Raw genomic sequence first — 14,437 nt, 5'->3', positions numbered from 1 at the left:
ATTTAAAGTAATAATCTTGCTTTTTCAAGATCTTCTGGAGTATCAATACCAATACTTCCATGATCTGTTTCAACCATTTTGATACGTTTTCCGTATTCTAAATACCTAAGTTGTTCTAGTTTTTCCGAAGCTTCAAGAGATAACATTGGTAAACGGTAAAAATCCATCAAAGCTTCTTTCCTAAAAGCATAAATACCAATGTGTTTCATATAACGAACACCTACATTTTCTTCTCTTGGATACGGGATAACCGAACGTGAAAAATACAACGCAAAACCTTGTTGGTCAGTTATGACTTTTACATTATTAGGACTTTTTATATCTTCTTTGTCTTTTATTTCAAACATTAAAGAAGCTAAATCAACTTTCTTATCGGTATCATTTTTGAAGATTTCTATAACTTGTTCTAATGGCTTTTTATTGATGAATGGCTCATCTCCTTGCACATTAATTACAATATCAACATCCATAGTTTCAACCGCCTCGGCAATACGATCACTACCACTTTCATGCTCCTTGATGCTCATGATGGCTTTACCTCCATTTGATGTAATTTCTTCAAAAATCAAATCAGAATCAGTAACCACAAAAACATCATCAAACAATTGAGTTTCTAATGCTGCTTCATAAGTACGAAGTATGACTGTTTTTCCTCCTAAGTCTTGCATTAACTTCGCTGGAAATCGTGTTGAGGCGTATCGTGCTGGTATTACGGCTATTATTTTCATTAATTTATATCTTATTTATTTTCTAAACTTTCTATACATCCAAAAAACAATCACAAAAATAAAAACAACTATGATTAAAGCTAAAATAGGAACAAATATTGATAAAGTACTCAATGTAATTGCTGTTCCTGTTTCGGCAGTTGAGACTACAGGATTTCCTAAACCTCCTGTTTTTACTGAAGAAGCCAATCTAGTTACACTTGTCATTCCTTGCATTGCCGTTGCGGTACCTCCTCCAGCAATAATTGCCAATCCCCAAGTTAGCATTGGATCTAAATCTATCAATGTAGAAGCCATTACAGCTGTTCCTGCAATAGCTGCTAATGGTGTCGCAATAACATCTAACAGATTATCTACAAAAGGAATATAGTACGCAAATATCTCAGCAATCATGGCAATTCCCAAAGCTATTAATGCAGGAAAACCACCAACCCATGCCCAACTTTCGTTTAATGGAATAATATTAAAATATGTAGCAAGGCTTAACGCAAACAAAGGCAAAAAAACTCTAAACCCAGCAGATGCTGCGAGTCCAATTCCTAGGAAAATACTAAGTATAGTTTGAAGATCCATATTGAATTAATTTTCAAAATATTCGTTTTTAAAACCTATTAAATATAATTTATCTTTTGCTCTTGTGATTGCTGTGTATAGCCATCTAATGTAATCTCTGTCAATTCCGTTAGGTAAATATGGTTGTTCAATAAAAACAGTATTCCACTGTCCACCTTGCGATTTATGACATGTTATGGCATATGAAAACTTGACCTGTAGTGCATTGAAATACTCGTTATTTTTTATTTTCAATAACTTACGATAAGATGCAGTTTCATTATCATAATCTTTCATCACTTCTTGATACAACTTGTTAGATTCTTCATATGTTAATGATGGAGATTCACTGGTAATAGTATCCAATAGCAAAATCGTATCAAAAGGTCTTTGATTTGGATAATCAACCATTCTAATTTTTACTACAGCAAATCTAAAACCGTATAATTCTTTTATTGATCTAATTTCGAGAACTTCAACGATATCACCATTGGCAATAAAACCGGCTTCATCTGTTTCTTTTAGCCAAAAATAATTGTTTTTCACCACCATCAATAAGTCTCCAGCCGAAAGTTCACTTTCCTTTCCTAATATCTTAGCCCTAATTTGTTGGTTGTATTGATTTGCCCTCTTGTTAGAACGAACTATAAAACAAGTATCTTCAATACTATAATTACTATACGATTGATTTATCGCATCCTGAATTTCATAACCATCAACAAGTCTGATAATATCTTTGAATCCTTTTAGTTTAAACTGAAAATCGGTTATAAAACTATCTTTTAATAACTCTCTAAGTTGTGTTGCGTTAAATAGAATTCCAGAGTTTTCTTCTTGACGCATTACTTCATCAAATTCTATTGAAATCACTTCTTTGTCGTAATTCAAACTAAGTGTATCTGTATTTAATGCTGGAGATATATCCAATTGAACTGGAGGTAATTGAGCCGTATCACCTAACAAAATCATTTTACAATTTTTACCTGAATAAACATAAGAAATTAAGTCATCCAGAAGTGACCCATTAGCATACATTTTTGAATCCGAATCAACATCTGAAATCATTGAAGATTCATCAACTATAAAAATAGTATTTGTGTGTTTATTTGTTTGCATAGTGAAACTAACACCACCTGCTTTTGCTTTTTTGGGAAAATAAATTTTCTTGTGAATAGTAAAAGCAGTCTTACCAGAATAATTTGCAATGACCTTTGCCGCTCTTCCTGTTGGAGCTAATAAAACGTACTTTTTTTTAACTTCAACAAGATTATTTACAATTGTGGAAATTACTGTGGTTTTACCAGTTCCTGCATATCCTTTAAGGACAAAAATTTCATTTTGGATAGGACTTGTGACAAATTCGGCAATTTTAGAAAAAAAAATATCTTGCTTTACAGTAGGTTGAAAAGGGAATTTTTTTTGTAAAACACTGTAAAACAATTGAGAGCTCATTTTTTATTTGGAATGAAATTGAAAGCCAAATATACGTAGTAATAGTTCGCAACATAATATAGTTGAAAAAAAATTGTAGATTTGCCAGATAACCTAAAAACAGGCAATGCAAGTTTCGAACGCATCAATTTTAGACAAAAAATACAGCAAACTGATTTTGCAAATTTCACTCTCTGAAATTTCGTTTTGTATTGTTGACACGCTGTCAAACAAGGTTTCTACACTTGGAAATTTTGTGTTAGAAAAAAATTCAAACTTATCTGATACAGAAAATTCAATTCTTAATTTTATAAAACAAACGCCAATACTTCAGTCAAAATTTGACGAAGTGTTGGTATTACATAATAATAACCTGAGCACATTTGTTCCTCAAGTTTTATTTGACGAAAATTTATTGAGTAGTTATTTGCAATACAATGTAAAAGTATTTAGTTCCGATTTTATTTCTTTTGATGAAATTCAAAACTACGAAATGAATTGTGTTTACATTCCCTTTGTTAATTTAAACAATTCATTAATAGATTGTTTCGGAAACTTTAATTACAAACATTCCTATTCTATTCTTGCCAAAAAAATATTAGATTTGAGTAAGAACATTGACGAATCTCAAATATACGTTCATTGTCAGGATAATAATTTTCAAATTATTGCAGTAAAAAATCAAAAGCTTTTGTTGTTTAATTCATTTGAATACCAAACAAAAGAAGACTTTTTATACTATTTACTTTTTACAGCAGAACAATTGCAATTAAATCCCGAAACTTTTCAATTGAAACTTTTTGGAAAGATTTCTAAAAACGATGAACTATATAAAATTGCCTACAAATATGTACGCAATGTTAGTTTGTTCTTTGATCATAACGACATAGAAAATAAAATATCACAACAAGATTATTTAAATAATTTCATTCTTATACACGCATGCGAATAATTTCTGGTAAATACAAAGGCAGAAGAATTAATCCTCCTAAGAACTTACCTGTTCGTCCTACGACAGATATGTGTAAAGAAGCGCTATTTAATATTCTAAACAATAATTTCAATTTTTCTGGCTTAAAAATATTAGATTTATTTTCTGGAACGGGGAGCATAAGCTATGAATTTGCTTCTAGAGGTAGTGAACCTATTATTAGTGTTGATGGAGACATGGGTTGTGTAAACTTTATCAAAAAAACAGCAAAAGAGTTTGATTTTGATATCACTGCAATAAAAAGTGATGTTTTTAAATTTCTTGAGAAAAGTAAAGGAAGTTATGACATCATTTTTGCTGATCCGCCGTATGATATGGATCAAAAAGATTTTGAAAAAATCATAGAAATCATCTGCGAAAATGAGCTTTTAGAAAAAGATGGAATGATGATTATTGAGCATTCAAAATACACTTCATTAGAACATATGGAAAATTTCTCCTATGCTAAAAACTATGGTGGTTCTGTTTTTTCATTTTTTGAATATGAATATGATGAAGAAGCTGAAACTGAAGAAGATTAAAATAAAAATCCTTAACTAAAACAAATTGAAACCAAACTTTTTAAGAGCAAAATATGCAATAGTTTTTATTGCTTTAATATTTATTTTAGACTTATTTTCTTTACTTTTTGATTATTTAGAATATTTACTTCTAACGTCTGATTTTGGAATAAATACTATTGAAGAAGCAGAAAACAATGATTTAAGACAAGCTGTTTTAGGTATATTATATATCATAATTTATCTAACATCAGCAGTCTTTTTTATAAGATGGTTTAGAAGAGCATATTATAACTTACACACAAAAGTTGAACCTTTAAATCACAGTGAAGGGTGGGCAGCAGGAAGCTGGTTTATTCCATTTGTAAATCTATACAGACCTTATCAAATAATGAAAGAATTGTATGTTGAAACTGTTGATTTTATTGAAGAAAATAATAAGGAAATTGAATCGAAATACTACTCCTTTTTTGTTGGCACATGGTGGACACTTTGGATCGTTTCAAACATATTAGGAAGGATTTATTTCAGAAAAACAATAGAAGCAGAATCAATACCAGAATTACTAGAAAGTAACAAATTGAGTATGATAAGCACTATGATATCTATCCCATTAGCTCTAGTAACTATAAAAGTAATTTATGATTATTCAAACTTGGAAAAGATATTATTCAGTATAAAAGATGGAAATTCTGAAAAAGTAATAGAGCCATTAACAATTCAGAAAAATAACGAAATTTAAATTTTAACTTTTCTGTGTGTATCTGTAATAGCTTTTTCGTTTTTATAATTAATCCAAGCTTGTCCTTTCCATTTTCGCATCATTACATCAAAATGACGCATTATCAATAAATTGTATCCTGCTTTAAACAAACTACTTATTCGCATAGGGTAGGCTCTTAAACTCATTGAAAATCCTGGCGTTATATATTTCATATAATGCCAATATCCTTCAGGCATATATAACATTTCGCCATGTTTTAAATTACAAACAAATCCTTGTGCTTGTTTTAGTGCTGGAAACTTTTCAAAATCAGGATTATCATAATCAATATCTTCTCTAGATATTAAGGAATGTGGCACTTTGTATAAATATGGAGTTTGGTCTGGGCCAAATAAAACACATTGCTTTTCGCCGTGAAAATGAAAATGTAAAATATTAGAATAATCAATATCGTAGTGAATAAAAACCTTTGCATTTGTTCCTCCAAAAAAAAGCATTGGAAGTTGTTTTATTAGTTTTAAGCCAATATCGGGCCATTTGAAATCATCCCTTAAAATAGGAACTTCCTTCATTAAATTATATAAAAAAATGCGATAGTTCGTTGGTTCTTTTTGAAGCAAATTGATATAATCACTCATTTTCATTTGAGCATGCGCTTCATTAAAACCATCTTTATGAGAAACTGGTCTATCATCGTACAACGGTACAATTTTATCACCTGCAATTTCCTTGATATACTCAAGTTTCCATTTGTAGAAAGCAGGCCAATCGGCAGTAAGCTCTTCAATCACTAAAGGCTTTTGCTTTTTGACATAGTTTTTATAAAAATCTTCTTTGGAAATGGATTTAACCCTAGGAATTTCTACTAAGTTCAGCTTCATAAACATTAAAGAATATAAAGCTCTAATTTAAAAAAAATATAATAAAAAAGCAGACCTATAAGCCGGATTCTGTCTACATAAAAATGTAGCCTTATCATTTATCTAGCCTTACAATTACTTGTAAGATCGAGCTGCCTACCCCTCAGCAACGAGCGAGTAACTCTTAACTGCTGATATACATGGCATTTCACCGCATAGAGTTTACCTGGTTTCACTACAGCATTACCTGTACATACTTTCTGTTGCACTTGTCCTCGCCTCACGACGGACGGGCGTTACCCGCTATGCTTACTCTGTGGTGTCCGGACTTTCCTCCCAAACTTAAAGATTGGACGATAAGGCGGTCTGCGTGTCAAAGGTACAATAATTCTTGAATGTTAATTTCTACAAATACGATAACATGCAGTATATTTTTCGTAAATTTATATTTGATTAATTATCAATAAATTATGATACACACATATAATTACGAAAGTGTTTCGAATGCTCTTGAGGAACTTAAAATTTTAGGTTTTGATATAGATTACAATATAAATAAAAAGGATTTTATATCTAACCCACATGATTTTGAGATAGTTCACATTTTTAGATATGAAGGAGATTCAAGTGCAGATGATGAGGCTACTGTATATGGGATCAAATCAAAATCTGGGCAAAAAGGAGTTTTTGTATCTGGATATTCTGCTAATTCAGAATGTGATTCAGCTAGATTTCTTATTGGACTTTCAATAAAAGGGAGAAAAGAATTGTAATAAGTAAAATTCCTTTTGTGAATAACTTTTCTTTTATTTCTACATAGCGGTTTGTGTTTTGATATTCCAACTTCTATATTTGTACTTGATTACAATTTATGGAACAGTTTATAGTATCGGCACGTAAATACCGTCCACAAACATTTAAAGATGTTGTGGGACAGCAAGCTATTACCAATACCTTATTAAACGCCATTGAAAACAATCATCTAGCACAAGCTTTATTATTTACTGGGCCTCGTGGAGTTGGAAAAACAACTTGCGCACGTATTTTAGCTCGTAAAATCAATCAAGAAGGTTATGATGATCCAAATGAGGATTTTGCATTTAATGTTTTTGAATTAGATGCTGCATCAAATAACTCTGTTGACGATATTCGAAATCTAATTGATCAAGTTAGAATTCCGCCTCAAACAGGTAAATACAAAGTATATATAATTGATGAGGTACATATGTTGTCTCAAGCTGCTTTTAATGCATTTTTAAAAACATTAGAAGAACCACCAAGACATGCTATTTTTATATTAGCAACTACCGAAAAACATAAAATTATACCGACGATTTTATCACGTTGTCAAATTTTTGATTTTAAAAGAATTACAGTTAAAGATGCTAAAGAACACCTTGCTGAAGTAGCACAAAGCCAAGGAGTTTCTTTTGAAGATGATGCTTTACACATTATTGCTCAAAAAGCTGATGGTGCAATGCGTGATGCTTTATCTATTTTTGATAGAGTTGTTTCATATTGTGGTAATAACTTGACAAGACAAGCGGTAACCGAAAATTTAAATGTTTTAGATTTTGATTACTATATAAATGTTACTAATCTAATTCTTGAAAATAAAATACCTGATTTGCTTTTAGCTTACAATGATATTTTGGCTAAAGGGTTTGATGGACATCATTTTATTGCAGGACTAGCTTCACACTTTAGAGATTTATTAGTTTGTAAAAACCCTGCAACTTTATCCTTACTTGAAGCTGGAGAACATGCTCAAAAATTATATGGTGAACAATCACAAAAAGCTTCTCAAGAGTTTTTATTACAAGGAATTGATTTAGCAAACGATTGCGACTTAAAATATAAAGCTTCACAAAATCAACGATTATTAGTTGAATTATGTTTAATGCAACTTGCCTCTATCACTTTTGATGGAGAAAAAAAAAAGCTAAGTCCTTTATAATTCCTCCAACGTATTTTAGGAATTCAGGCTATTCAATTACTGAAGTAAAAACTCAACCTTCAACTGTAACAACACAAACTCAAAATAATGCTGAAGTTACAATAGTTGATGAAAAATCAGAAATTCCAACAAAAAACGAAGTTGTACAAAAACCAGTTGAAACCCCTATAAATCAAGCTCCTGTTTCAAATCAGCCAAAGGTTTCTGCACTGTCATTATCAAGTATTCGTGCAAAGAGAGAGCTTGAAGCACAATTAAAACCTGAACAAAAACATCACGAAGATTTACCTACTGAGCCATTTACTGAAACTCAAATGCAGGAGCAATGGATAAAGTATGCTCAAAAATTAGGCAACAAAGGATATAAAATTTTAGAATCTTTGTTATTGATAAATGATCCTAAACTTGAAGGCACAACAATTTACCATGAATTACCAAATGAAAGCTCAAAAATTGACTTTGATGGTGAAAAGCATGATTTATTAGGTTACTTAAGAGGTAAACTTCACAACCACAACATTACAATAGAAATTATTATTAATGAAGCTATTGAAAGCAAAAAAGCATTCACAGTTGAAGAAAAATACAATCGCTTAAAAGAAATAAATCCCGCTCTAGAACTTCTTAAAAAAATGTTTGATTTGGATTTATAAATCAAATTAGAAAAACATCATATTTTATCGTAATACATTGCTTTTACAATACCGTCTGAAAGTCCAATTTTAGGAACATAGATTTTATTTGCTTTACTCCATTTCATAGCATTCAAATAAATACGTAATGCATGAATAATAACGTCAGCACGGTCAGTATTCAGAGCTAATTCAGCAATTCGCTGCTCATAAGTTAGAGAATTCAAATACTGATATTGAGTATTAAGATAAATGTAAGACAAAGGCTTATCTTGCATTTTGCCAGACAATTTGAATATTTTATTGATGTTTCCGCCAGAACCTATTAAAGTAATATTGTCATAATCTTCAGTATGGGTTTTTATCCATTTTTCAATTTCAACCCAGACCACATCATTAACCATATTATTCAATAAACGAACTGTACCATTCTTGAATGATTTTGAAGCAATCATTTTTCCTTCACTAAATAAAGAAAACTCAGTACTACCCCCTCCAACATCAACATACAAATAAGTTGCATCTGTTTTTATAAAATGATTCAAATCTGATGCAGCAATAATTGCCGCTTCTTTTTTTCCGTCGATGATCTCAATTTTAATTTCGGCTTTCTTTTTTATAATATCTGTAACTTCTTTTCCATTATAAGCCTCTCTCATAGCAGAAGTTGCGCAAGCCATATAACGTTCAACCTTATATACTTTCATTAAAAGTTTAAAAGCTTTCATCGCATCAATCATACGATCAATATTCTCTTCTGTAATTTCGCCAACGGTGAAAGCATCTTGTCCAAGACGAATAGGTACTCTAAATAAAGCACTTTTATTAAACTGTGTTTCCTTACCTTCTTGTTCAACAACATTAGTTACCAACAAACGCATTGCATTTGATCCAATATCGATTGCGGCATATTTTTTAATTGTAATCATAAATCATTAATCGTATAAAAAACTACAGTTGCTTTTCGGTTATAACTTCAATTTTATTTTGATAGTACTTGTACATTTCGTGTTGTGCTCTAAAAACTGGATTATCTCCACGGACTCTATACTTGTTATCTAATTTTTCTGAATGATAACGTGCTTTCACATTCGCTTTCCAACCTATATCAAAAGTTTCAAGCAACTCTTTTCTTATATTTTCATCATAAATTGGACAAGTTACTTCTACTCTACTATCTAAATTTCTTGTCATAAAATCTGCCGATGAAATATAAATATCTGGATTATCGTTATTGCAGAAAATATAGACTCTAGAATGTTCTAAATAAGCATCGACAATTGAAATCGCTTCTATATTTTCACTCATCCCTTTTACTCCGGGAATTAAAGAACAAATTCCTCTAATTATAAGCTGTACTTTAACTCCTGCTCTACTTGCATCATATAGTTTATCGATCATTTTATAATCGGACAAACTATTCATTTTAAGTTTAATATACGCTGGCTTACCCAATGACGCATTTAAAATCTCGCGATCAATCAACTTATAAAAACGACTACGTGTATAGTGTGGAGATATAATTAAATGTTTATATCTATGAACTCTGTAATTGATTTGGAAAAATTCAAAAACTTTAGAAGCCTCTTTTAAAATTTGCTGATGAGCCGTCAATAATGTTACATCGGTATATACTTTTGCAGTGGATTCATTAAAATTTCCAGTAGAAATAAATCCGTATCTGCGTAATTTACCTTCTTCATTAATTCTCTCAATTAAACATATTTTACTGTGAACTTTTAATCCTTTCACGCCAAAAATTAACTCAATACCTTCAGTTTGCATCATTTCTGCATAAGAAATGTTACTTGCTTCATCAAAACGGGCTTGGAGTTCTATTTGTACAGTTACTTTTTTTCCGTTTTTTGCAGCATTTATCAATGAACTTACAATTTGAGAGTTCTTAGCTAAACGATATAATGTTATCTTAATGGCTGTTACCCTTGGATCTAAAGCTGCTTCACGCAAAAACTTGATGATATAAGAAAATGATTGATATGGTGCATTGACAAGATAGTCTCTTTTATCAATCATTTTAAGAATACTACCATCAAGATTTAATCCATCTACTGGAAGAGGAGCATTAACTTTATAAAGCAGGTCATACCTTCCTAGATTAGGAAAGTCCATGTAATCTCTTCTGTTATGATAACGACCTCCGGGAATAATACTATCTTTTGAATCAATTCCCATCTTACGAAGAAAGAATTTAAGTGTATCTTTATCTATAGTTTGGTCATAAATAAATCTCACAGGCTCTCCAATTCTTCTATCTTTTACACTTGAAGAAATTTTTTCGATAAAACTTTTATTTAAATCACTATCTAACTCTAACTGAGCATCTCTTGTAATTTTAATCATGTGAGCAGAAATACTCTCATAATCGAAAATATTAAAGATTTTATGTAGATTATATCTAATAACATCATCAAGCAATATAATATGTTGTTTATCATTATTAGAAGGTAAAACAACAAACCTGTTGATTGTTTTTGGAATTTCTATAACAGCATATCGTATATCTTTTTTTACTTTAATTTTCTCTAATAAAGAAGAATTTTCAGTTGGAGTCATAACAAGTTTTACTGCCAAGTATCCAGAAGTGTCTTTTAATAAGGGAAATTCATCAAGGTCATTCAAGATAATAGTAACTAGCTCTGGACTTACTTTTTGATTAAAAAACTCTTTTAAAAAAATCTGTTGCTCCTTATTAACATCATTTTCGTTAATAATATAAATTCCCTCGTTTTCTAGTTCTTTTTCAATAATGCTTAGTATACGTAAACTTTCAGATTGTTGATCAATTACCGTTTCTGTAATATCTTTCAAAAGCTTTTGAGAAGAAATACCTCCTAACAAATCTTCATTTGTATTTCCTGTCATATTTAAACGACGTATTGCAGCATATCTTACTCTAAAAAATTCATCTAAATTATTTGAAAAAATACCTAAAAACCTCATTCTATCAAGTAAAGGTACTTTTTCATCTGCAGCTTCTTGTAATACTCTAAAATTAAATGCTAACCAGCTCTTCTCTCTATCTATATATCGGTTTTCCGTAAATGACATTCATTAAATTTCTTTGGGGAAAATTGTCTTAATCGTTTTTCCTTTGTTAATATTTTTCCAACTACTTTGCTCAAATTCTAAGTATACAAATCCAGCCGTAGGAACATTCTCAATATATTTATTTCCAAATTTATTGACAAAATTTGTAATAGCCTCATTATGTCCAAAAAGAATTAAATTATTTATTTTATCGTCACATTTCTTGATTTCAAATTCTAATTGGCTCTCGTCGAATGTATATAACTTATCAATAAAATTGATTTTTGAAGTATCTATATTTATTGTTTTACAAAAAATTATTGATGTGCTTGATGCTCTTAAAGCTGTACTAGACCAAAACACTAAATCATTAGGTAAAATACCCACAACCTCTTGTGCCACTTTTTGAATAGCTATAATTCCTTTTTCTTCTAAGGGTCTTTGTTTATCTGACACTCCAAATTCCCAACTAGACTTTGCATGTCTAACTAAAATTAATGATTTCATACTCTAACTTTAAATAGTTATAAGTTAAACACTTAAAAAAGCTATATAAATATATCTTTTATAAAAAAACTGTTACTTCATGGATAATATTTGTGATTTTATCGAAAAAAGCAAAAGCGATGAACACTATTTTATTTAAAGTAATAATTTAGCATTGTTAAAGATAATAAAAATGCTTTAACAGATTTCCTAAAATAGTAAATTCACAATACCACATCGCGGAATTTACAATTTCATTTTAATCCAAAATCCTTTACAGATTTATTACTGATTTGTTCTGTTATAGCTTATTTCAGCTATAACCGACTCGTTATCTATTTTTTTAACTAAAACGCGATGTTTATGGAAAATTTTACTTTTTTGCAAACGACACCAAACCGCAAGCAAAATTTCTTCCTGTTCTTTGTGCTATTATGCACAACCATTGCTTTTTCGCAAAATCCATACAACTGTAACAACTGTTCTTCTAATGATATTAGTATACAGAAAGTTGAATTGGTTTCTGCGACATCCGATGGAAATGGGGGTTATCTTCCCCTTCCTAGTACTTGTAATAGCGGAGATATTATGAATGGCTATTTAAAAGTTACTTTAGATCAAAATGCAACAACTCGATATGGTATTCAAATAAGTGCGGATATCTATGTTAATGGGGTATATAATTCACCTATCAATTTCGAAACTTGTAACACTTTTAATTCTGGCACTTATAATCTTTACATTCCACTTGTTGGCAGTCCCATTTCTTGGACATGTGGCACATCACTATCTTTAAGAAATATTTTTATTGGATGGGGAAATTCCGCTGGCAATAATGTTTGTAACCTCGGAAATTGTGATGTTGGGCCTCACTGTTTTAAATATAACATAGATACCAACTTTGTTGTAATTACTCCTTTGAGTGTAAATTTCACAGCTGTTGGTTCATGTCCACCAAATAATTTTGCTCAAACCTATGTTTTTAATGGTTCAACTACAAGTGGAGGAGTAACTCCATACAGCTACAGCTGGATTATTACCAAAAATGGAAATCCTATACCAGGATCACCTTTTTCAGGATCACTTCTTACACTTGATTTTTCAAATTTAGGAGGGGCTGGTTCATATTCTGTGACATTACAAGTAACTGATAGCAACTCTCCTCCAACAGTAAGTACTAATACACAGGTAATAAATGTTGGATCATGTTGTGTTCCATCTGCAACTTGTAATTTATCTCCAATTGTGGCAAATAGTTGCTCAATTCCACCTGCATTTACTAATCCACTAGATGTATTTACATTTGAATCTTGTGGAAAAATTGCTACTATAACTAGTAGTGATAGTGGTGATTTAATAGTTTGTGGAGATGGTAATGGAGCTGACTTTAATAGAACATATACATTATACTACGATGGTGTTCCTTTTCAAACTTGTGTTCAGAACATAAAAATTAACGACAATACTCCACCTACATTCACTGCTCCTGCTAATACTACAATATATGCAGACGCACAATGTAATTACGATGCTTCGGTACAAGTAGTGGGCGATGTAACTGATGAAGCAGATAATTGCTCAACTGGTTTACAAGCAACTTATACTGATTCGGTAGCCGATGGTGCTTGTCAAGGATCACACATTATTACTAGAACTTGGGCTTTAGTAGACAATTGTGGTAATCAAGCCGCTACACAAACGCAAACTATTACAGTACTGGATAACATCGCGCCTACATTTACTGCTCCTGCTAATACTACAATATATGCAGACGCACAATGTAACTACGATGCTTCGGTACAAGTAGTGGGCGATGTAACTGATGAAGCAGATAATTGCTCAACTGGTTTACAAGCAACTTATACTGATTCGGTAGCCGATGGTGCTTGTCAAGGATCACACATCATTACTAGAACTTGGTCATTAGTAGACAATTGTGGTAATCAAGCCGCTACACAAACGCAAACTATTACAGTACTGGATAACATCGCGCCTACATTTACTGCTCCTGCTAATACTACAATATATGCAGACGCACAATGTAACTACGATGCTTCGGTACAAGTAGTGGGTGATGTAACTGATGAAGCAGATAATTGCTCAACTGGTTTACAAGCAACTTATACTGATTCGGTAGCCGATGGGGCTTGTCAAGGATCACACATTATTACTAGAACTTGGGCTTTAGTAGACAATTGTGGTAATCAAGCCGCTACACAAACGCAAACTATTACAGTACTGGATAACATCGCGCCTACATTTACTGCTCCTGCTAATACTACAATATATGCAGACGCACAATGTAACTACGATGCTTCGGTACAAGTAGTGGGCGATGTAACTGATGAAGCAGATAATTGCTCAACTGGTTTACAAGCAACTTATACTGATTCGGTAGCCGATGGGGCTTGTCAAGGATCTCACATTATTACTAGAACTTGGTCATTAGTAGACAATTGTGGTAATCAAGCCGCTACACAAACGCAAACTATTACAGTACTGGATAACATTGCGCCTACATTCACTGC

General features: G+C 31.5%; 13 protein-coding genes, 1 other RNA gene and 1 pseudogene. 7 read left to right on the top strand and 8 right to left on the bottom strand.

Annotation, left to right across the window (positions count from 1 at the left end; genetic code table 11):
• Positions 1-2 precede the first annotated feature (2 nt).
• Genes kdsB through BUC09_RS08030 form a run of 3 tightly spaced genes read right to left on the bottom strand, consistent with a single transcriptional unit; the run spans position 3 to position 2,732 of the window.
• Positions 3-728, bottom strand: coding sequence for a 3-deoxy-manno-octulosonate cytidylyltransferase (gene kdsB / locus BUC09_RS08040; RefSeq protein WP_073310442.1), 726 nt, complete (start codon positions 726-728; stop codon positions 3-5).
• Between the two features lie 15 nt (positions 729-743).
• Positions 744-1,301 carry a DUF4126 domain-containing protein gene (locus BUC09_RS08035; RefSeq protein WP_073310440.1) on the bottom strand — a complete coding sequence of 186 codons (558 nt, stop codon included), beginning with the start codon at positions 1,299-1,301 and terminating at the stop codon, positions 744-746.
• Between the two features lie 6 nt (positions 1,302-1,307).
• Positions 1,308-2,732 (bottom strand): ATP-dependent DNA helicase, encoded by a 1,425-nt coding sequence (locus BUC09_RS08030; RefSeq protein WP_073310438.1) that lies wholly within the window; start codon positions 2,730-2,732, stop codon positions 1,308-1,310.
• A gap of 106 nt (positions 2,733-2,838) precedes the next feature.
• Here BUC09_RS08030 and BUC09_RS08025 point away from each other — a divergent pair, with 106 nt between their 5' ends.
• Genes BUC09_RS08025 through BUC09_RS08015 form a run of 3 tightly spaced genes read left to right on the top strand, consistent with a single transcriptional unit; the run spans position 2,839 to position 4,944 of the window.
• Positions 2,839-3,663 (top strand): DUF3822 family protein, encoded by an 825-nt coding sequence (locus BUC09_RS08025; protein ID WP_073310436.1) that lies wholly within the window; start codon positions 2,839-2,841, stop codon positions 3,661-3,663.
• Positions 3,654-4,223 carry a 16S rRNA (guanine(966)-N(2))-methyltransferase RsmD gene (gene rsmD / locus BUC09_RS08020; RefSeq protein ID WP_073310435.1) on the top strand — a complete coding sequence of 190 codons (570 nt, stop codon included), beginning with the start codon at positions 3,654-3,656 and terminating at the stop codon, positions 4,221-4,223. Before BUC09_RS08025 ends, rsmD begins: the two co-directional genes overlap by 10 nt.
• A gap of 25 nt (positions 4,224-4,248) precedes the next feature.
• Positions 4,249-4,944 (top strand): DUF4328 domain-containing protein, encoded by a 696-nt coding sequence (locus BUC09_RS08015; protein WP_073310433.1) that lies wholly within the window; start codon positions 4,249-4,251, stop codon positions 4,942-4,944.
• Here the strand turns inward: BUC09_RS08015 and BUC09_RS08010 are convergent.
• Positions 4,941-5,807 (bottom strand): cupin-like domain-containing protein, encoded by an 867-nt coding sequence (locus BUC09_RS08010; RefSeq protein ID WP_073310431.1) that lies wholly within the window; start codon positions 5,805-5,807, stop codon positions 4,941-4,943. The two genes, BUC09_RS08015 and BUC09_RS08010, sit on opposite strands and share 4 nt — an antisense overlap.
• A gap of 42 nt (positions 5,808-5,849) precedes the next feature.
• Positions 5,850-6,159: RNase P RNA component class A (gene rnpB, locus BUC09_RS08005), an RNA gene on the bottom strand.
• Between the two features lie 97 nt (positions 6,160-6,256).
• On the opposite strand from rnpB, the gene BUC09_RS08000 reads away from it, so the two are divergent.
• From BUC09_RS08000 to BUC09_RS07990, 3 genes are all read left to right on the top strand, one after another.
• Positions 6,257-6,559, top strand: coding sequence for a hypothetical protein (locus BUC09_RS08000; protein ID WP_073310430.1), 303 nt, complete (start codon positions 6,257-6,259; stop codon positions 6,557-6,559).
• A 98-nt stretch (positions 6,560-6,657) separates the two neighbouring features.
• The gene (gene dnaX / locus BUC09_RS07995) at positions 6,658-7,743 is read left to right on the top strand and encodes a DNA polymerase III subunit gamma/tau (RefSeq protein WP_073310428.1); all 1,086 of its coding nucleotides are present in this window, start codon (positions 6,658-6,660) and stop codon (positions 7,741-7,743) included.
• A 314-nt stretch (positions 7,744-8,057) separates the two neighbouring features.
• Positions 8,058-8,396, top strand: a complete 339-nt coding sequence (locus tag BUC09_RS07990) for a DNA polymerase III (RefSeq protein ID WP_234972534.1) — start codon at positions 8,058-8,060, stop codon at positions 8,394-8,396.
• 17 nt (positions 8,397-8,413) lie between these two features.
• On the opposite strand, the gene BUC09_RS07985 is transcribed toward BUC09_RS07990, so the two are convergent.
• From BUC09_RS07985 to BUC09_RS07975, 3 genes are read right to left on the bottom strand one after another with little or no spacing between them, the layout of a single operon-like run.
• Complete coding sequence (locus BUC09_RS07985) at positions 8,414-9,304, bottom strand: Ppx/GppA phosphatase family protein (protein WP_073310424.1); 891 nt, start codon at positions 9,302-9,304, stop codon at positions 8,414-8,416.
• A 22-nt stretch (positions 9,305-9,326) separates the two neighbouring features.
• Positions 9,327-11,444, bottom strand: coding sequence for a polyphosphate kinase 1 (gene ppk1 / locus BUC09_RS07980; RefSeq protein ID WP_073310422.1), 2,118 nt, complete (start codon positions 11,442-11,444; stop codon positions 9,327-9,329).
• Between the two features lie 3 nt (positions 11,445-11,447).
• The gene (locus tag BUC09_RS07975; RefSeq protein WP_073310420.1) at positions 11,448-11,930 is read right to left on the bottom strand and encodes a SixA phosphatase family protein; all 483 of its coding nucleotides are present in this window, start codon (positions 11,928-11,930) and stop codon (positions 11,448-11,450) included.
• Between the two features lie 342 nt (positions 11,931-12,272).
• On the opposite strand from BUC09_RS07975, the pseudogene BUC09_RS07970 reads away from it, so the two are divergent.
• A pseudogene (locus BUC09_RS07970) lies at positions 12,273-14,437 on the top strand (hypothetical protein); the annotation flags it as partial.

It is taken from the genome of Flavobacterium terrae (genome assembly GCF_900142035.1).
GTDB lineage: Bacteria > Bacteroidota > Bacteroidia > Flavobacteriales > Flavobacteriaceae > Flavobacterium > Flavobacterium terrae.
This window is presented reverse-complemented; position numbering and strand designations above follow the sequence as displayed.

What these genes read in the sequence shown, in the direction of transcription:
- BUC09_RS08000 (WP_073310430.1), top strand. Translation starts at nt 6,257, where the DNA reads ATGATACACACATATAATTACGAAAGTGTTTCGAATGCTCTTGAGGAA.
- BUC09_RS08010 (WP_073310431.1), bottom strand. Translation starts at nt 5,807, where the DNA reads ATGAAGCTGAACTTAGTAGAAATTCCTAGGGTTAAATCCATTTCCAAA.
- dnaX (WP_073310428.1), top strand. Translation starts at nt 6,658, where the DNA reads ATGGAACAGTTTATAGTATCGGCACGTAAATACCGTCCACAAACATTT.
- BUC09_RS07975 (WP_073310420.1), bottom strand. Translation starts at nt 11,930, where the DNA reads ATGAAATCATTAATTTTAGTTAGACATGCAAAGTCTAGTTGGGAATTT.
- BUC09_RS08030 (WP_073310438.1), bottom strand. Translation starts at nt 2,732, where the DNA reads ATGAGCTCTCAATTGTTTTACAGTGTTTTACAAAAAAAATTCCCTTTT.
- rsmD (WP_073310435.1), top strand. Translation starts at nt 3,654, where the DNA reads ATGCGAATAATTTCTGGTAAATACAAAGGCAGAAGAATTAATCCTCCT.
- kdsB (WP_073310442.1), bottom strand. Translation starts at nt 728, where the DNA reads ATGAAAATAATAGCCGTAATACCAGCACGATACGCCTCAACACGATTT.
- BUC09_RS07990 (WP_234972534.1), top strand. Translation starts at nt 8,058, where the DNA reads ATGCAGGAGCAATGGATAAAGTATGCTCAAAAATTAGGCAACAAAGGA.
- BUC09_RS08025 (WP_073310436.1), top strand. Translation starts at nt 2,839, where the DNA reads ATGCAAGTTTCGAACGCATCAATTTTAGACAAAAAATACAGCAAACTG.
- BUC09_RS07985 (WP_073310424.1), bottom strand. Translation starts at nt 9,304, where the DNA reads ATGATTACAATTAAAAAATATGCCGCAATCGATATTGGATCAAATGCA.
- ppk1 (WP_073310422.1), bottom strand. Translation starts at nt 11,444, where the DNA reads ATGTCATTTACGGAAAACCGATATATAGATAGAGAGAAGAGCTGGTTA.
- BUC09_RS08035 (WP_073310440.1), bottom strand. Translation starts at nt 1,301, where the DNA reads ATGGATCTTCAAACTATACTTAGTATTTTCCTAGGAATTGGACTCGCA.